This is a genomic window from Roseivirga misakiensis, from assembly GCF_001747105.1.
Lineage (GTDB): Bacteria > Bacteroidota > Bacteroidia > Cytophagales > Cyclobacteriaceae > Roseivirga > Roseivirga misakiensis.
Genome location: NZ_MDGQ01000003.1, coordinates 587,130 through 604,030, shown reverse-complemented (window position 1 = coordinate 604,030; position 16,901 = coordinate 587,130). Strand labels below are relative to the sequence as shown.

At 40.8% G+C, this 16,901-nt stretch carries 17 protein-coding genes; 3 read left to right on the top strand and 14 right to left on the bottom strand.

Annotated features, from left to right (window positions below):
- Nucleotides 1-51: 51 nt before the first annotated feature.
- From BFP71_RS03045 to BFP71_RS03025, 5 genes are all read right to left on the bottom strand, one after another.
- A complete protein-coding gene (locus BFP71_RS03045; protein ID WP_069833968.1) occupies nucleotides 52-993 on the bottom strand; it encodes a tetratricopeptide repeat protein in 942 nt (313 codons plus the stop codon).
- A gap of 4 nt (nucleotides 994-997) precedes the next feature.
- Nucleotides 998-2,581: an amidohydrolase family protein gene (locus BFP71_RS03040; protein ID WP_069833967.1), complete on the bottom strand. Its 1,584-nt coding sequence runs from the start codon at nucleotides 2,579-2,581 to the stop codon at nucleotides 998-1,000.
- A 76-nt stretch (nucleotides 2,582-2,657) separates the two neighbouring features.
- Complete coding sequence (locus BFP71_RS03035) at nucleotides 2,658-3,023, bottom strand: hypothetical protein (protein WP_069833966.1); 366 nt, start codon at nucleotides 3,021-3,023, stop codon at nucleotides 2,658-2,660.
- A 102-nt stretch (nucleotides 3,024-3,125) separates the two neighbouring features.
- Nucleotides 3,126-5,696: an ABC transporter permease gene (locus BFP71_RS03030; RefSeq protein ID WP_245701807.1), complete on the bottom strand. Its 2,571-nt coding sequence runs from the start codon at nucleotides 5,694-5,696 to the stop codon at nucleotides 3,126-3,128.
- The gene (locus BFP71_RS03025; RefSeq protein WP_069833965.1) at nucleotides 5,696-6,391 is read right to left on the bottom strand and encodes an ABC transporter ATP-binding protein; all 696 of its coding nucleotides are present in this window, start codon (nucleotides 6,389-6,391) and stop codon (nucleotides 5,696-5,698) included. Before BFP71_RS03025 ends, BFP71_RS03030 begins: the two co-directional genes overlap by 1 nt.
- 70 nt (nucleotides 6,392-6,461) lie before the next feature.
- Between BFP71_RS03025 and BFP71_RS03020 the strand changes: the two genes are divergently transcribed.
- On the top strand, nucleotides 6,462-7,109 hold the full coding sequence (locus BFP71_RS03020; protein ID WP_088124847.1) for an arylesterase: 648 nt from the start codon (nucleotides 6,462-6,464) through the stop codon (nucleotides 7,107-7,109).
- On the opposite strand, the gene BFP71_RS03015 is transcribed toward BFP71_RS03020, so the two are convergent.
- The 3 genes from BFP71_RS03015 to BFP71_RS03005 form a co-directional block, all read right to left on the bottom strand.
- Nucleotides 7,106-7,870, bottom strand: coding sequence for a carboxypeptidase-like regulatory domain-containing protein (locus BFP71_RS03015; RefSeq protein WP_069833964.1), 765 nt, complete (start codon nucleotides 7,868-7,870; stop codon nucleotides 7,106-7,108). The two genes, BFP71_RS03020 and BFP71_RS03015, sit on opposite strands and share 4 nt — an antisense overlap.
- Before the next feature lie 71 nt (nucleotides 7,871-7,941).
- Nucleotides 7,942-8,304 (bottom strand): hypothetical protein, encoded by a 363-nt coding sequence (locus BFP71_RS03010; protein WP_069833963.1) that lies wholly within the window; start codon nucleotides 8,302-8,304, stop codon nucleotides 7,942-7,944.
- On the bottom strand, nucleotides 8,301-8,891 hold the full coding sequence (locus BFP71_RS03005; RefSeq protein WP_069833962.1) for an RNA polymerase sigma factor: 591 nt from the start codon (nucleotides 8,889-8,891) through the stop codon (nucleotides 8,301-8,303). The genes BFP71_RS03010 and BFP71_RS03005 overlap by 4 nt, the downstream gene beginning before the upstream one ends.
- Before the next feature lie 159 nt (nucleotides 8,892-9,050).
- Between BFP71_RS03005 and BFP71_RS03000 the strand changes: the two genes are divergently transcribed.
- Entirely contained in the window at nucleotides 9,051-9,425 is a 375-nt protein-coding gene (locus BFP71_RS03000; RefSeq protein WP_069833961.1) for a DUF6249 domain-containing protein, read from the top strand.
- A 56-nt stretch (nucleotides 9,426-9,481) separates the two neighbouring features.
- Here BFP71_RS03000 and BFP71_RS02995 read toward each other — a convergent pair whose 3' ends face one another.
- The 6 genes from BFP71_RS02995 to BFP71_RS02970 all read right to left on the bottom strand — a co-directional run bounded on the left by BFP71_RS02995 (nucleotide 9,482) and on the right by BFP71_RS02970 (nucleotide 16,467).
- Nucleotides 9,482-10,114 carry a hypothetical protein gene (locus BFP71_RS02995; protein WP_069833960.1) on the bottom strand — a complete coding sequence of 211 codons (633 nt, stop codon included), beginning with the start codon at nucleotides 10,112-10,114 and terminating at the stop codon, nucleotides 9,482-9,484.
- Nucleotides 10,115-10,185: 71 nt separating this feature from the next.
- Entirely contained in the window at nucleotides 10,186-10,737 is a 552-nt protein-coding gene (locus BFP71_RS02990; protein ID WP_069833959.1) for a Crp/Fnr family transcriptional regulator, read from the bottom strand.
- Between the two features lie 25 nt (nucleotides 10,738-10,762).
- Nucleotides 10,763-12,298, bottom strand: coding sequence for a YifB family Mg chelatase-like AAA ATPase (locus BFP71_RS02985; RefSeq protein ID WP_069834548.1), 1,536 nt, complete (start codon nucleotides 12,296-12,298; stop codon nucleotides 10,763-10,765).
- Entirely contained in the window at nucleotides 12,288-12,875 is a 588-nt protein-coding gene (gene lpcA, locus BFP71_RS02980) for a D-sedoheptulose 7-phosphate isomerase (protein WP_069833958.1), read from the bottom strand. The genes BFP71_RS02985 and lpcA overlap by 11 nt, the downstream gene beginning before the upstream one ends.
- A 58-nt stretch (nucleotides 12,876-12,933) precedes the next feature.
- Nucleotides 12,934-14,772, bottom strand: coding sequence for an ABC transporter ATP-binding protein (locus BFP71_RS02975; RefSeq protein ID WP_069833957.1), 1,839 nt, complete (start codon nucleotides 14,770-14,772; stop codon nucleotides 12,934-12,936).
- A gap of 36 nt (nucleotides 14,773-14,808) precedes the next feature.
- Nucleotides 14,809-16,467, bottom strand: coding sequence for a capsule assembly Wzi family protein (locus BFP71_RS02970; RefSeq protein ID WP_069833956.1), 1,659 nt, complete (start codon nucleotides 16,465-16,467; stop codon nucleotides 14,809-14,811).
- A gap of 158 nt (nucleotides 16,468-16,625) precedes the next feature.
- Here BFP71_RS02970 and BFP71_RS02965 point away from each other — a divergent pair, with 158 nt between their 5' ends.
- A complete protein-coding gene (locus tag BFP71_RS02965; protein WP_069833955.1) occupies nucleotides 16,626-16,871 on the top strand; it encodes a type B 50S ribosomal protein L31 in 246 nt (81 codons plus the stop codon).
- The last annotated feature ends 30 nt before the right edge of the window (nucleotides 16,872-16,901 follow it).

The window sequence follows — 16,901 nt, the reverse complement described above, 5'->3', positions numbered from 1 at the left end:
CAAAAAAAGCCCAAGGTTAAATCAACCTTGGGCTTTTTTATTTTCTGGTAACTATCGTAGCCTATTAAGATCAGCTTCAGCAGCTATATATCCGAATGCCGACCAGGAAGTTCCTTGAACAACTCGTTCAAAGATTTCTTTTGCTTTAGCCTCGTCACCCTGATACAAATACCAATTGCCTAAACCATAACCTTGAGTGGCAAGGCTGAGTGCTACATCGTCTCCCGAACCCTTGAGTAAGTCATCGGCAGGTAAGGCTCCTTGATACATGCTTAATCTTTTTAAATAACTATCATTTTCAATAATCTCCATTGACGGATCGATCGTCGATAAAAGGGCATCAGCTTCATCCGTTTTTCCTTGCCTTCTTAACGTCATGTAAAGCCAATCGGATGTCGCTACCCTTAAGTCTGGATTGCCAGAATAGTCCATGCATTCGCGATAGATTTCCTCTGCTTTTTGGAAATTTCCAGAGAGATAATGCGCCAGTCCATAGTGGTACAGAATATTGAACTGAGTATTTGATAGCGGGATGTTTAAACGGTTTGGAGCACCATCAGGCTCAGTTTCTTCCACCCCTTTCGGCATCAATTCATAAGCCTTTTCGTAATCGCATATCGCTTTATCAAATTGTCGAATGCTAATGTAACGGTGTCCTCTGTGGCGATACAATTTGTAAGACTCAGGGAAGCGCGAAATGCCATCGGTAAATACATCTATGGCTTTCTTGTAATCGCTTAAATAAGCATACCGCCTACCTAGCCAAATGGTGTTCATTTCATTACTATCAAGATTGAAATCATCTAAAGCCTTGTCGATATTCATCTTCAGAATTGAATCCTGACGTTCCGTTCTTTCGGGGATTTTTAGCGAATCGCCCAAAAGAGACATTGCCTGAAATGATTCAGGTACGTAAACCTGATCTTCTTGCTTATCGCATGCATAAAAGATACATGTCAATAGAAATAAGCTGATTACGATTTGTTTCTTCATGGATTTACTTGGTTGTCATTTTAAAACTCAAACCATTTTTCTTCTCTTCCACCATCTTTCTTACATCCTCTAATAGCTGTTTGGCGTCGTACACAATACCATCTTTCACAGTCCATTTTACGCCTCCAACTTTCGTTACTTCGTTATTTTCATCTAACCTAAGCGCACCTGTACCATAAAGCACCTTTAAGTTCTTTAGAGGATTCTCTTCTACGATAAAGAAGTCGGCATATTTACCCACTTCAATGGTTCCGATTTTATCCTCCATACCTACAGCTTGGGCTCCATTTAATGTAGCCGACATGATTACCTCAAGTGGATGGAAACCAGATTCCCTCAAAAGTTCTAACTCTCTTACATAGGCAAAACCATAAAGCTGATAGATAAATCCAGAATCTGAACCTGCCGTCACACGTCCACCACGATTTTTATACTCGTTGATGAAAGTCATCCATAACCTGTAATTCTCCTTCCAAGCTACCTCTTGTTCTGTACCCCAATCAAACCAATAAGAACCGTGAGATCTACGGCTAGGTCGATAAAACTCCCAAAGCGATGGGAGGGTGTAGTCTTTGTGCCATTCGGCACTGTAAGCCCTCATTAAATCTCGGTTCGCCTCATAAATATTAAAGGTAGGATCAATGGTAAAATCTAGAGAGATCAGCTCATCCATCACTTTGTTCCAGTGATCAGAATAGGGCTTAGCTGCTTGCTTCCATAGCTGGCCAGCCTCGCCAAACCGATCTTGCTCGTTGCGATAATTGTAATCGAGGCTATAATTCTGGACGATGCGGTCTGTAAAAAGTGCCTCAGGTAGTCCGTACCAATGTTCCATTGAAGTAAGGCCAGCCCGAGCAGAGTTGAGCACGTTCCACCTGGTTACATCCATTTGAGCGTGGTGCATTGCCGATCGTAAGCCAAGCTTCTTGTTTTCCTCAAGCGCAGCTTGCATAATATCTGGTGCTGCGCCAAAAAACTTAATGCCGTCAGCACCGTTTTTTGCGTTGTCTCTTACCCATTGCCTGGCTAATTCGGGAGTCGAAATTGGTTCTTTCGCTCCTTGACCAAAACCAGTATAGGCGAGAATTCTAGGAGCAGTAATTGTGTTTTTGTTGCTCTTTTCTTTATGCTCCAAAACCCATTTTAAACCGTTACCAGCCGATGGGTCTCTGATCGTTGTAATCCCATGAGCCAGCCAAAGTTTAAATACATATTCTGCTGGAGTTCCTTGCCCGGTACCTCCAATATGGCCATGCATATCGACAAATCCGGGAAGTAAGTACATACCTTCGGCATCTAATTCTTGATCGCCGGGATTTGCCTTCGGTCTATCTCTTTCTCGAATAGGCAGGCCTGGATAACCAACATTGTAAACACCTTTGATGATATTTTGCTCCACGACGATATCCACTGGACCTGTTGGTGGAGCACCATTTCCATTGATGAGGGTAACACCTCTTACGATTAATCTTTTGAAAGGTCCCTCTCCCTCAGTACGATCTGGGGCTTTTTCAATTTGAGAGAAGGATGAATTGAATGGTAGGAATATCAGACAGAGTATTCCCAAAAAATAGGTTCTAATTCGCATGTTGTTAAAGGTTGACTTCTCAAAAGATAGAGAATATGACAACCTTTAACAACCTACTTTAATGCCAACTAAGCCTTTAGCTCTTACCTGTTTTCTTTGCTTTAGTCAAAACAGCATCAGCCGAACCACCACCTTGGCTCCATTTGCCTGTGATTTTTCCATCTTTTAGTGTGCCTTCAAAGCTTGCTGGAAGTAGGTTTAAAACCATTTTGATTTTGTCATCCTTAAATGAGGTGGAATCAACCTTTAGTCCCATGGCTCCTTGCTGAGGAACATCTAGTGTAGAGGACAATTTGCCATCAGTATTCGTCACGTGGAAAATTATCTTAATACTTTGTCCTGGAGCTTCAATTGTACCTTCCCAATCGCCAACTACTTTTGCAGGGTCGCTTGATTGTGTCATCAAAAAGGCCCCGAGGATTAATGTCATTATTGCTTTCATAGATTTTGTATTAATTAGGTGTCAATGTTAGTAAAAACTTTTTTCAGTCAGGTGTATGTCCATGCTGAATGGGGAATCTCAGCGTTAATCGCTCACATTTGACTATTGAATTTCATTTCTTAAAACTTCCAAAGGCGGTTTACTAATAATACCTCTACTGTTAATTAACCCGATGATAATCGTTAATCCAGTAATTATAATGTACACAAGAGCGATCGGGAGTAAGTTGGGTACAAAGGTCGAATCAAAGGAATAATAGGCGAGCCCCCAGCTGCCTAGCATGGCCAAAAGTATACCCGATAATGATGCAAGGCTGCCCAAAAAGAAGTATTCTAAGCTATTAATACTGAGGATTTGATTTCGGGTGGCGCCCATTGTTCTAAGTAACACACTCTCCTTAATTCGCTGGAACTTTGATAGAATTACTGAACTGATCAGTACCAAAAGCCCGGTTAGAATGCTGAAAAGCGCCATAAATCGAATCACGAATGCAATTTTATCCAGTATATCATCCAAAGTATTTAAAATTAAGCCTACATCTATCACCGATACATTTGGATAATTTTTGACAACCTCTCTTTGAAAAAGTGCGCCTTCTTCAACACTCTGCACCCTGGTGATTAATACATGGAATTGGGGAGCAGACTCTAGGACATTATTGGGAAACAAACCCAAGAAATTTGTTTGAACTCTATTCCAGTCAATTTCTCGAGTACTGCTTAGTATCGTAGCGATCGGTACGCCCTGAACGTTCCACACCAAGGTATCGCCTAACTCTAATCGGTTTCGCGTAACATAATCGTCCTCCAAGCTGACCGCCGGTAAACTGTCCGATGCAGGGTTATATCGCTGAAGGCTTCCCTGAACAATTTCTTCCGAAGCAATGAGACTGTCGCGATATGTGACTCGCCACTCTCTACGGAACATGCCGCCTCGAAAGTTTCGAATCGTATCTTCCATGGCCTTTTGATAGGAAAGTCCATTAATAGATTTTAATCGCATCGTGACTACTGGCACGCTTTGCATGATCGGTAGATTCGACTCCTTTGCCAATTGAGTCAGTGCTTCTACCTGATGGCTTTGAATATCGAAAACCATCAGGTTAGGACGATCCTCGTTAGTCGTAATTTCCACCTGACTGATCAAAAGGCTTTGAATAAAGTATAGCGTGGTAATTAGCGCTGTTCCTAATCCAATGGAAGAAATCAGAATCAGGGTCTGGTTGTTGGGCCGGTAAAGGTTTGCGAGACTTTGTCGCCAAACATAACTCCAGCTGCTAGGGAAGAATTTCTTTACCAGCCACATGAAGGCTTTTGCGATTAGGGCTAGAAACCCAAAGGCTAAAGCTATAAAAAGAGTGAACCAAAGACTGTCGATTAATGAGCCAATCTGAATGAAAGCGAATGAAATAACGAAAACAAAAATGGTAGTGTAAATCAATGCCTGCGCTTTGTCTAATTTCCTCGTATTTTTCTCGTCTACACCCCTCAGTGTGATTAGTGGCGACGCTTTACGGATAGAAACCAAAGGAGAAAGCGCGAATAAGATGGACATGAAAAGCCCTGTGACCACTCCGCCAATGATCGATGTCCAAGACAAGGCGATCGTTACATCCACTGGTAAAAATTCAGCGAATATACGTGGGAGAATCGTCTGAATGAAAGTACCCGCTAGTGCTCCTAAAACAGAGCCCAAAAGACCGAAAATCCCTATCTGGGTCAGGTAGATATAGAATGCGTCCTTGCCACTGGCACCAAGACACCTCAAAATAGCCACCAGTCTGATCTTCTCCTTAATATAAATATGAACTGCACTGGCCACGCCCACGCACCCTAAAAGTAAGGCGACAAAAGCGACTAAATTCAAGAAATCCGCTAGATCTTCGAACGTCCTGCCGGTATCTTCTTTTCGCTCACGTATAGTTTCACTACTGATTTTCCATAGCCTTAATGAATCGCTATCTGCTCGTATTTGCTCATCTATATCAAAGTCACTTGGCGGATCAATAAATTTGTAAAAACGTCTATAGTAAACCCTACTTCCCCTTGTAATCAGTCCTGTTTGGTTTAGAAAGGACATTGGGATATAAACTGCAGGTGCTACTAGTGTGGCGCCCATCGATTGGGACGGAGAGCTGATTAGCGCCCCCTCAATTTTGAAAGTTACTTGCCCGATTTTTATGGAATCACCAATGCCCACATTGTATTGCACAAGTACGCTTTTATCAACTAGGGCTTTTGGGAGACCATCTCTAAATGTAGCTTCTGCCGTCGCTGGTTCTGTTTCTAGTTTCCCATAGTACGGAAAACCTCCCTCTAAAGAACGGACGTCAACCAGCCTGCTTTCCTGATTTTTAGGGAAAAAGATCATGGAAGCAAAGCTGTTTTCATAGGAAACTTCCGTCTGCATGGAATCTATAATGGCGTAACTGAAGTTCGGGTCGTTGCTTGCCAATTCTAAATCAGCACCCAGCAGTTCTTTTGCCTGATTATTGATATCGCTTTGGAGATTATCGCTGAATGAATTGATAGCGACAAGGGCTGCTATACCAATAACAATGGAGGAAATAAATAGCAATAGCCGCGATTTACTTTTTCTAGCATCGCGCCAAGCCATCAGGAGAATCCATCGCTTAGATACTTTTTCAGGAGTAACACCTACTTGTTTGTCCATTATTCTGCCACCGAAGTTTCCGAAACAGTACTTTGTAAAATTCCCCCTTTCAATCGAATAATTCGATCTGTCTTTTGCGCAAGTTCCAAGTCATGAGTCACCAATACCAGCGTAGTTCCGGACTCTTTATTTAGATCGAAAAGGAGAGATTCGATTTTTACAGAGGTTTCTTCATCCAGGTTACCCGTAGGTTCATCGGCGAAGAGGATTTTAGGATCATTTGAAAAAGCTCTAGCGATAGAAATTCTTTGTTGCTCTCCGCCCGAGAGCTGAGTCGGGTAGTGATCGTGTCTTTCGGCAAGTCCTACACGGTCTAGAAGGTCTAAGGCTCTTTTTTTGATTCCTTTTTCTCTTCTTAGCTCCATTGGCACCATTATATTTTCTAGTGCTGTCAATGTGGGTAGTAATTGAAAGTTTTGGAAAATAAACCCAACATGTTGGCTTCTCACAAAAGCTCTCTCGTCTTCTCCAAGATTATCCAGGGAAATACCATTTAAGGTAACCTTGCCAGATGTTGCTCTATCTAAGCCCGCACATAAGCCAAGTAGTGTGGTTTTACCACTACCAGATGATCCCACAATACTGATTTTATCGCCTGTTTGGATAGAAAAACTTATGTCGGAGAGTACCGTTAAAGATTTTGATCCGCTAGAGTATGTTTTAGTGAGGTTAGAAACCTCAAGAATATTTGACATATTCGAGATTCAAATGTTTGATATAATGAAGACGAATGTAAGTCGATTTGGTTCGTCAGTTTGCTAATATATGAGACTCAATATACAATTCTTGAAATTCACGAGTTCACTGATACTTTCTATAACCGTCTTGTCAGGAGTAGGCAGCTCTGTCAATCAAGATGATAAAAAGAAAATCATCTTCTTTGGCGATAGTATTACAGCAGGGTATGGGCTGTCGTCGGAGCAGGCCTTTCCAGCATTAATTCAGCAAAAATTAGATTCTAACCAAATGGCATATGAAGTGATCAATGCCGGATTGAGCGGAGAGACATCAGCAGGTGGTTTAGGCAGAATTGACTGGATTCTTAAAACTAAACCAGATGTATTTATCCTTGAATTAGGTGGCAACGATGGACTAAGAGGGTTGAGTTTGGACGAAACAGAAAAGAACCTAAAGGCAATGGTAGGTAAAGTAAGAGCCAAAAATCCCGACGCGGTTGTAATTTTAGCGGGTATGCAAATTCCGCCAAACTTGGGTCAAGATTATACAAATCGCTTTAAAAATCTATTTGCGAAAGTTGCGAAAGAAACGGATTCCGAACTAATCCCATTTTTGTTGGATAAGGTTGGCGGCTACCCAGAGTTGAACTTGCCAGATGGTATTCACCCAAATGTTCGAGGGCATCAAATTGTTGCAGAAACGGTCTGGAATGACATTAAAAAATATTTGAATTAGCGCCTGAGAAATGCTTTGTATCGCTCAAGTATTTTTTGAGTGATCTCATACTCGCTTCTCCCGATTATTTCACCATCTAGGAATTTACAAAACTCCATAAATTCATCGATTACCCGATCGTCGATCCTCGTCACTTTCTTCACAATATCTTTATTGAAATACTTGAGTCTTTCTCGCTCTCTCAGGGATAGAAAATTCTTGGCTTCCTCCATTTGCCTAATAATTCTAGCTTGTTTTGGGTTTCGGCTTAAATCTTGAAAAATTGGAATGGTGGCGATGGGAAAAGTAAAAGGAGTATTTACTGGTGGCCCAATATCATCTGGAAGACCTAGAAGCGGAAAATCCATAATATTTTCAGGGAGATTCAGTTTGAGTGTGTCTCTGATTTTCCTTCTCAAATAGAAGTCATCTGATAATTGAAAAACCTCTACATCATCCAAATTGATTGCTTGCGGGCTTACTTCTATGATGATTACTTCATTGCGACTTGCCATTTCTGCACTCACGGCGAATGTATAGTCGGCATAACCAACCGATGAAATACGAATTGAGTCTCCTACGAATATTCTGAAGTTAAAATTCCCATCGGGAGAAGTTGCGGTACCTTTATTTTGCGTGATCACAAATACACTGGCAAAGGGAATTCCTTTTGATTCTTCTTTGTCTACAACCTTCCCTTTAAATAAGAAATCACCCTTGGATTGAGCCTTTAGTGCACAAGTGAGTAGCAGAAAAACTAATATGTAAAGGCCCTTATTCATCTAATTTATTGCCAACGAATTTCAGCAATAAAGTTTTAGAAAATAAGCGGTTAACCGTTTTTAACCTCGTATCAGTTTTGACGAGTCAGGTATCTATTAAAGAAGAAGGCCATCCAAATTACACCTACACTCAATAAAGAAATATACTTGTAGGTACTGTTGAGACCTATATTCAAGGAAAGTTCGGGAACAGGTAAATCAAGCTCTTCCGTACCTAGATTTAGCCCTTGGGCAAAAGCCAAATAACCGATTGGTGTGAGAACAATGACGGCAAATAGCACCTTAACCCAGATTGGAATGATTAAATGCTTGGCCTTATCAGCAGCTTTAGCTTTTTCTAGAACAACCCTGTTAAAACTGAGAGACGGCTCTTCTAAACCCTCACTTTGAAGCAGTGCTTTCAGTTCTTTATCGGAAAGATTGAATTCGTTCATAATAATGATCTTACTTCAGTGTCTAACAGTTGCTCTAATACCTTCAATAATCTTTTTCGTGCTCGATGCAATCTAACTTTTACGTTGGATAATTCCCAGCCTGTAATTTCGCAAATTTCTTGAAGAGAGTTCTCGTTTAAGTAAAACAAGGTAATGGCCACCTGATCGTCTGGGGATAATAAATCCATGGCTTGTTTTATATATCCAGAACGCTCCGCTTTTTGTAGTCTATTCCATTCTTTATCTGATTCACTATAAGAAGATAGCCTCTCCTCATTATGGTCAGAAATCTCACTTGTAGAAATTTTCTTCTTCCTTAATCTTGTTAAAGCCGTGTTGTAAACAATTGTATAGAGCCATGTGGAAAATTTTGAATTACCTTCGAATTGTTTGATGTTCTTATAGGCTTTTAGAAACGCGTCTTGAGCAACCTCTTCTGCGTCTTCTCGGTTCTTCATCAACTTCAAAGCCAAAGTAAACGCCATGGCTTTATGTTCATCAATGAGCACATTGAATGCAGCCATATCGCCTTCTTTAACCTTTGCGATAATCAACTCCATGGCATATTGCTCATTATTGGCTTTCATTTTTCAGATTTGACTATGCGATGTTCAGATTGGTTACAGGTAGAATATAGAAATCTTTTAAATGTTCTTCATTTCAAATTTCCCAATTAATTTTCGCCGAAGGTGTAACTTGATGATCACAAAGGGCATCAAAGCTTTTGAAACTAATTTGAAAAAACGATGAGCGACGGATTTGCAGCATTTATGTTTATGGCCTCCATAATAATCTCTTTAGGTGGAGTGATATTCTTTTGGTTATTCACTAGGCATAGAGAAAGAACTCAACTAATTGAGAAGGGAGCCGATGCTTCACTATTTCAATCAGACCCACGTAAAAAATCTTATTTCTTCGTGATGCTTCTCGGGATACTATTTATATGTCTTGCGCTGGGTATAGGTCTAGGATTTTTTATCGAGGATGCCCTACAGAGTAGTGGTGTATTAGGGAGAAACCATAGTAGCCCAGGCCCATACTTCTTCGGTATATTTTTAATGCTTGGTGTTGGCTTTGTGGCGGCATTCTTTGTAAACCGTAAGTATATTAATAAGGAATAGAATATCGGATTTGGATGTAATAAAGCCTCTCCATTCAATGGAGAGGCTTTTTGTTTTTAATTACGTTTAACCATTAGCAGGCCAACTGCCGCTACCCAACTAGCGATACCGTAAATAAACACGCTGAAACCATGCAAGTGAACCAAGTCTAAGCCAGCGATCAGTGCTATTAAGAATCCAAGTCCTAAAATTATACCCAGAATGGCCACCCATTTTGGAAAGACCTTTTCTTTCAGCATCACGAAAGACCAGCAGAGGAATGCCTCGCATAATGCACCGATAAATATGTAGTCGAATGCTTGGTTTAAAGAGAAGCCATAGCTCAGTATAAACCGCGCTTGATCCTGTTTTTCAGGACTGATATCTGATAAACCTTCAACGAAGAAAGGGAGTGCCAAGCCATTAATAGCCCCAGCAAGCATAACTGCAAATAGGCCAACTGCACTAATAATAAACGCTAAAACCGATAGCGATTTATCGAACCCAATCCGGCGAGAGAGTCCCCAGAAACCAAATAGTATAAAAGGCACCGAAAATATCGCAATGATATGACTAGTCAGGATTATCGGTGAAACCTTAATAAGGTGATCGATACTACCCCCGACCGGGTGCAATGCCATGGTAACAGTGGCTAAAAATGCTCCAGTTAACAAGGAGATGCCAGCATGTTTGTGAATAGAGTTTTTCATGAGATAGATTTTGTATCTCACAAAAGTGATTGAGTAAGCACCTACTATTGCTTGATTCAAATCAAGAAAGGCTAGTATTTAGCCCTAACTCGGCTCAATGTTTCAGGTGTCATGTGCAAGTAAGACGCAATATGTTTAAGTGGGAATTTTTGCAGCAATTGCGGCGCTGTAGTCAATAGTTGCGCATACTTTTCCTCTGGCGATAGCAGCTTTAGGTCGTCGAGGCTGCGAGGAGAGTCTAATATTTTACCTAGTCTGAAAAATGAAGGAGACTTTGAGATCAGTTCATGCATGGCATCCATACCGAATTCAATCAATTCACAATCTTCAAACGCCTGAATATGGTTTTTAGAAGGTTTCTGGCTGGTAAAACTCTTATGATCCAGCACCCAGTCCCCTTCTGTAAAGAGATTGACTGTCAGTTCATTGAATCCATCAATGTCTCTAAAGTGTCTTATGCTGCCTTGATTTATAAAGTATGTAGTTCGACTTATATCACCTTGCCTCAATAGGAATTCGCCTTTGCGGACTGTCCTTTTAGCCATCACATCGCAGAGCATTTTTTGTTCCAGTTCACTGAAACTGCCAAATTTTTCGATCGATTTAAGGACTTGCTCAAACATGACTCAAAAGATAGTAATTAACAGTTTACCCTGCCCATCCTTCTCTGTCTAAGCTACGGTACTGGATAGCTTCCGCTAAATGCTCAATTTGAATGTCATCTTTTCCTGCTAGGTCGGCTATGGTGCGACTTACTTTTAGGATACGATCATATGCTCTAGCCGATAACCCTAGTCGCTCCATGGCTTTTTTCAAGAGAATTCGACCTCCATCATTGATTTGACAGACTTCTTTGACCATTTGACTACCCATCATGGCATTTGAGTGAATTCCCAATGATTCTAATCTTTCCTGTTGAATTTCACGCGCTTTTATCACTCTTTCACGAATTTCTGCGCTACTCTCTGCCTTGCGATTTTGCGTCATTTGGTCGAAGGAGACCGGGGTAACCTCTACATGCAAGTCAATCCTATCTAAAAGGGGACCACTGACTTTGTTGAGGTATCGCTGAACTTGTCCTGATCCGCAGACACATTCTTTTTCTGGGTGATTATAGTAGCCGCAAGGGCAAGGGTTCATGCTTGTGATTAGCATAAAATTACTAGGAAAGTCTACTGTTAATTTCGCTCTAGAAATAGTGACTTTTCTTTCTTCAAGCGGTTGGCGCATTACTTCTAAGACCGTTCTTTTGAACTCAGGAAGTTCATCTAAAAATAGGATACCATTGTGTGCTAGCGAAATTTCTCCCGGTTGTGGTACGCCACCACCTCCAACCAAGGCGACATCAGATATTGTATGATGTGGACTTCTATATGGCCTTTGGGTAATAAGTTCGGCGTTGCTTCCTAACCGCCCAGCTACAGAGTGAATCTTAGTTGTTTCTAGAGCCTCATGAAGGGAGAGTGGTGGTAAAATTGAAGGAAGTCTTTTGGCTAACATGGTTTTTCCGGCCCCTGGTGGGCCAATCATGATAACATTGTGACCTCCAGCTGCAGCTATTTCTAGCGCACGCTTTATGTTTTCTTGACCTTGCACGTGGGCAAAATCGGCTTCATAGTTATCCAGGTTATCATAGAAATGCTCTCGCGTATCATAGATTACAGGGTCAATCTGTCTTTTATTATCCAAGTAATCGATCGCCTCTTGTAGGCTTTTTACACCAATAACGTCTAGATCATTAACGATCGCTGCTTCATTAGCATTTTCTTCTGGTAGAATGAATCCTTTAAAACCTTTCTTTCGGGCTTCAATGGCAATTGGTAGGGCACCTTTGATCGGGCGAAGAGTGCCATCTAACGCCAGCTCGCCCATGACGACAAATTTATCAAGTGATTCGGCTTGAATTTGACCCGATGTTTTCAATACACCGAGTGCGATCGGGAGGTCGTATGCCGAACCTTCTTTACGGATATCGGCGGGTGCCATATTCACCACCACTTTTCTACGTGGCATACGGTAACCGTAATACTTAAAAACAGATTCTATTCTGTGCTGGCTTTCTTTGACTGCGTTGTCTGGAAGACCTGATAGATGGAATTTTAATCCGTCAACGATATTAACTTCAATCGTAATTATTTGAGCGTCTACGCCGTAGACAGCGCTACCGAATCCTTTACTGAGAATCAAGGGTTTGTTTTTCTATCAATTGAATTAAAATGTGGATAATCTTGATATGGATTTCCTGAATTCTGTCAGCATAGCCAAAATGGGGTACACGAATCTCAATATCGGCGACATCGGCAAGTGGCCCTCCGTTTTTGCCTGTCAATGCCACTACCTTCATCTTTTTTTGCTTTGCCATTTCGGCCGCCCGTAAAACGTTTTTGGAATTGCCGCTCGTGCTAATCCCTAAAAGTACATCGCCGGCACTTCCCAAACCCTCTATATATCGCGAGAAGATAAAGTCGTAACCAAAGTCATTAGAAACACATGAAATATGACTAGGGTCTGAAATAGCAATCGCTGGTAGTGCTTTTCTGTCCTCCCTATATCTTCCAGTCAATTCTTCGGCAAAATGCATGGCATCGCAATGGGAGCCACCATTTCCACATGAAAATATCTTCCCTCCATTATTTATAGCATCAGACATCGTTTTTGCTGCACTTTCTATTAGAGAGAGGTTAGCATCATCTGAAAGAAATTGATCGAGCACTTTAGCTGCTTCTTTCAGTTCGTCTAAAATTAGTTTCCGATGACTCATATTATAATTATTAGTGGAATAAACTGATTTTAATTTAATAAAACAAGAATCAAGGCCTTTAAGCTATCGACTGCATATTAATGAGTTTATCGTAGATGCCTTTTTGCTGAATTAGAGCCTCGTGGTTTCCTTGTTCGACAATTTGCCCCTTGTCCATTACCAATATATTATCGGCATGTTGGATGGTACTGAGTCTGTGGGCAATTACTAAAGAAGTTCTGTTCTTCATAAGGTTGGTAAGTGCCTCCTGGACTAGCTTTTCTGATTCTGTGTCTAGGGCGGAAGTAGCCTCATCCAAAATCAAAATTGGTGGGTTTTTCATAATCGCGCGTGCAATGCTGAGCCTTTGTCTTTGACCGCCAGAAAGTTTCCCGCCACGCTCACCTACACTTGTTTCATAACCATTTTCAAGTTCCATGATGAAATCGTGCGCATTTGCAATTTTAGCGGCTTTCACAATGTCATCCTGATTGGCATTTGGCATGGCAAACGCTATATTTTTAGCGACAGTGTCATTAAAAAGGATAGACTCTTGCGTCACAATGCCCATTAGGTCTCGCAAAGCGTCCACTTTTATATCTTTAATCGAAACACCATCAATGGTAATATCTCCTTCGGTGGTATCATAAAAGCGAGGAACAAGATCAGCTAACGTGGATTTTCCTGCACCTGAAGAACCAACCAAGGCGATCGTTTGGCCTTTTTTGATGGTAAGGTTGATGCTTTTTAAGACAGCTTCTTTTTCGTAGGTAAAGCCAACATTTTTAAAGCTAATCTCAGATTCGAAATTTGTCTTATCCTGAACCTTGTCGCTATCCTGGATAAGAGGTTTTTCGTCTATTAACTTAAAGATTCGCTCTGCCGAGGCCATTCCACGCTGGATATTACTGATTGATTGTGAAATACTCTTGGCCGGGTTTAAAATCTGACTGAAAACCACGATGTAGACCAATAGACCAGGTGCCTTCATGGTCGTTTCTCCATCTAAGACAAGGTTTCCTCCAACCACCAATAGTGTGGCAACCACCAGAATACCCAAGAACTGCGAAACAGGTGAGGCTAGCTCATTTTTACGAGCCATAGAAACGTTGATTTTTCTATACGTCCTAGTTTCTGTTTCAAAGAGGTTTCCCACATAATCTCGTGCATTAAATGCTTTAATAACCCGCATTCCACCAAATGTCTCATCCATCAGGTTTACGATTCTTCCTAGACTTTCCTGGCTTAGCTTGGCCTTTTTCTTGAGTTTTTTGACGATTTCGGAAATTATCAATCCCATGATCGGGAAGAAGATCAGCGTGAACAAAGTGAGCTTTACCGATGAACTAAATAGAAAAGCTAGGTAGAGAATTATTGTCGCAGGCTCTCGGAAGAACACCTTAATGGAACTCATGAGTGTAACTTCAATTTCTTGCACGTCATTAGTCATCCTAGACATAATGTCACCCTTTCTCTCTCCAGCAAAGAATCCTAAATGAAGCTTTGAAGTACTATTGAAGACCTTATTACGGATTTTTTCGATTAAATCTGCTCGCATATAGCCCATAATCACATTTGAGATATAGGTGAACAAGTTTGATAACAGTGCAGATATGCCGATCACTATACTCACATAGATCAGCATGCTACTTTGTCCATAAGTATCTCGAAACTTGATAAGTTCTTGATAAAAACTAGCCTTTATATAGTCTACACCAAACGACAACCCTGTGGTGTCAGCGAGTTCGGCTAGGTTTTTTCCATCGTCATCATTTTCAAATATTACTGCGAACAAAGGTTCGAGTAAGGCAAGGTTTAACAAGCTGAAGATGATAGCCAGCAAGGCAAAAACAATGTATTGAGGGAAGTACCTGTGATAAGGCTTGGCGTATGAAATAATCCGACCGTAAGTGCTCATAAGCAGTAATTCGGTGGCAAGTTATGCATATTTAAATCAGAATTCATGCTGTCTTTGTGGAAGATTCCATCGAAGGGAAAGCATGGTGATAAAGCTAGTTTTGGTGCGCGAACTGATGTCACTGTCAAAGCTTCTATAGATATTCCTGAGGTCGACAAACAAATTTTGCAAAAGCATGTATGAAGCTGATACTTCCAAATAGGTATTTGTGGTAGCTACACCTTGACCAATGCTGTTGCCTAAATTCCCAATTCTATCGTCAGTACTGAGTAATAAGTTTCCACCGTAATTTAGGCCGTTTTGATCCTCTCCGAAGTTTGTTCGAATGATTTTACCCACCACAGATAGTTTGCTCAGGGGTTGGTATCGACCGGCTAGGACAAATTCTCTAAAGTTTGCCCCCATCGGGTGTGCAAGCGGGTTTCGGTAGTTTGTGTAGCTCAGTACGCTTGTATCTGATGCATAAAAATAAGGTCTAGCCACATTAAATTCTGCTTGAAGATCTAGGTTAGGTACGTCAAAGGCATCTATATATTTAGCCCCCAGCTGTACACCAAATTTATTTCGCCAATCTCCATTACCACTTCTCAATGCATCAATCACAAATTCATCAATCATGAATTGACCGTAAAACTGATACTTACCTTTTAGGTTTACATTAATGTCTAAACCAATCAAAACGTTATCAGGACTACCTTCCTGTTGTTCTACTGCTCGATAAAAGACTATTGGATTAAAGTAGTTGATGTTCGCTTGGCTTGAGATTATTGTTTCAAACACTCCGATCTCCAAGCTATTGGTAATATTCACCCCAAGGCGATGCATACTCAAGTATTTCTTGGGGTAGTCACCATCACCAGGAGAATTTGCATTTGCGAAGATGATATCAGAAGTAAGTTGACCGAACAGGTTCGTATACTGAAATTTACCAAGTCTTGTATTGATCTGACCAAACAAGAAAGGGCTTGAGAAATCCGATAGCACCATTGATCTTAATCCATGCCCGATAAACTTTTTATCGTACCCAGCTTGAATATCTATGCTCTTCGATAAGTCAAAAGTTATATAACCTCGCGCATGAGTAAGGTCGTATTCTCCGTCATCTCGTTTCCAAAAACCCTCATTTGGGAAAGCGTTTCTGTCGAGAATTCTCTGCCGAACGTAATAAGGAAACACCGCCTGAGTAGTAGTCAAGAATGTGTAAAAACCAATTTTGTCATCGATCATTCCTTGTGCTTCAATGCCTCGCGTATTGGTGAAGACGCGTCTAATGGCATCTGGGTCGTTACCAATGGTAAATTCAGCTACAGGATTTATCCTTAGGCTAAAATTGTCTGCCGTGTAGTAGAATAGGTCTGATTTTTTGGTGTAGAGCAGGTCCCACCAAGATTTATCATTTTCGTTGTACGGAGAATTTGTCCATTCCCAATTATCATTCATCAAGTATTCGAAATTGAACTTATCTTGAGCGGACAAGGAGTCATAATTTGAAGCGATTTTCAGCAGGAACTCAGAAAGATCTTCTCTTCGGATGGGTTTGAATGTAGTCTGTAATAAGTTTTCTTGATTTCCATATTTAATCTGAAACCGATCAATCAGATGATAGTAATCTCTGTTATAAGGAATAAACGTACTTTGGGCTTGAACGATGCTTTGACAAACCACAATAAAAAATAATACGAGTAGCTTTTTCATAGGCGTAATGTGGCTGAAAGATAGTGACTTGAATTGTTTAGACCAGTGATAAATCGGGTTAGATGGATTTCTTTAATTTATAAAACCAATATGTTTGTTAAATATTCTACAAGTCACTACATTTGCAATCCTTTTTGAGGGAAGTAAAATTTAATACAATGAAAAAAGACATTCATCCGGAGTACAGCCCAGTCATTTTCTACGACACTTCAAGTGAATTTAAATTCTTGACGAAGTCGACTATGACGTCTAGTGAGACCATCGAATGGGAAGACGGAAATACATATCCTTTGATTAAAGTAGAGGTTTCTTCAGCTTCTCATCCTTTCTATACTGGTAAGAAACTATTTGTGGATACTGCTGGTAGAGTTGAGAAATTCAACAAACGTTACAAGAAGAAGTAGTTCTGCATAGGCAAAAAATTAAGAAGCCTC

Excerpts from the sequence above, each read along its gene's own strand:
- BFP71_RS03045 (WP_069833968.1), bottom strand. The coding sequence starts at position 993 with ATGAAGAAACAAATCGTAATCAGCTTATTTCTATTGACATGTATCTTT.
- BFP71_RS03040 (WP_069833967.1), bottom strand. The coding sequence starts at position 2,581 with ATGCGAATTAGAACCTATTTTTTGGGAATACTCTGTCTGATATTCCTA.
- BFP71_RS03035 (WP_069833966.1), bottom strand. The coding sequence starts at position 3,023 with ATGAAAGCAATAATGACATTAATCCTCGGGGCCTTTTTGATGACACAA.
- BFP71_RS03030 (WP_245701807.1), bottom strand. The coding sequence starts at position 5,696 with ATGGACAAACAAGTAGGTGTTACTCCTGAAAAAGTATCTAAGCGATGG.
- BFP71_RS03025 (WP_069833965.1), bottom strand. The coding sequence starts at position 6,391 with ATGTCAAATATTCTTGAGGTTTCTAACCTCACTAAAACATACTCTAGC.
- BFP71_RS03020 (WP_088124847.1), top strand. The coding sequence starts at position 6,462 with ATGAGACTCAATATACAATTCTTGAAATTCACGAGTTCACTGATACTT.
- BFP71_RS03015 (WP_069833964.1), bottom strand. The coding sequence starts at position 7,870 with ATGAATAAGGGCCTTTACATATTAGTTTTTCTGCTACTCACTTGTGCA.
- BFP71_RS03010 (WP_069833963.1), bottom strand. The coding sequence starts at position 8,304 with ATGAACGAATTCAATCTTTCCGATAAAGAACTGAAAGCACTGCTTCAA.
- BFP71_RS03005 (WP_069833962.1), bottom strand. The coding sequence starts at position 8,891 with ATGAAAGCCAATAATGAGCAATATGCCATGGAGTTGATTATCGCAAAG.
- BFP71_RS03000 (WP_069833961.1), top strand. The coding sequence starts at position 9,051 with ATGAGCGACGGATTTGCAGCATTTATGTTTATGGCCTCCATAATAATC.
- BFP71_RS02995 (WP_069833960.1), bottom strand. The coding sequence starts at position 10,114 with ATGAAAAACTCTATTCACAAACATGCTGGCATCTCCTTGTTAACTGGA.
- BFP71_RS02990 (WP_069833959.1), bottom strand. The coding sequence starts at position 10,737 with ATGTTTGAGCAAGTCCTTAAATCGATCGAAAAATTTGGCAGTTTCAGT.
- lpcA (WP_069833958.1), bottom strand. The coding sequence starts at position 12,875 with ATGAGTCATCGGAAACTAATTTTAGACGAACTGAAAGAAGCAGCTAAA.
- BFP71_RS02975 (WP_069833957.1), bottom strand. The coding sequence starts at position 14,772 with ATGAGCACTTACGGTCGGATTATTTCATACGCCAAGCCTTATCACAGG.
- BFP71_RS02970 (WP_069833956.1), bottom strand. The coding sequence starts at position 16,467 with ATGAAAAAGCTACTCGTATTATTTTTTATTGTGGTTTGTCAAAGCATC.
- BFP71_RS02965 (WP_069833955.1), top strand. The coding sequence starts at position 16,626 with ATGAAAAAAGACATTCATCCGGAGTACAGCCCAGTCATTTTCTACGAC.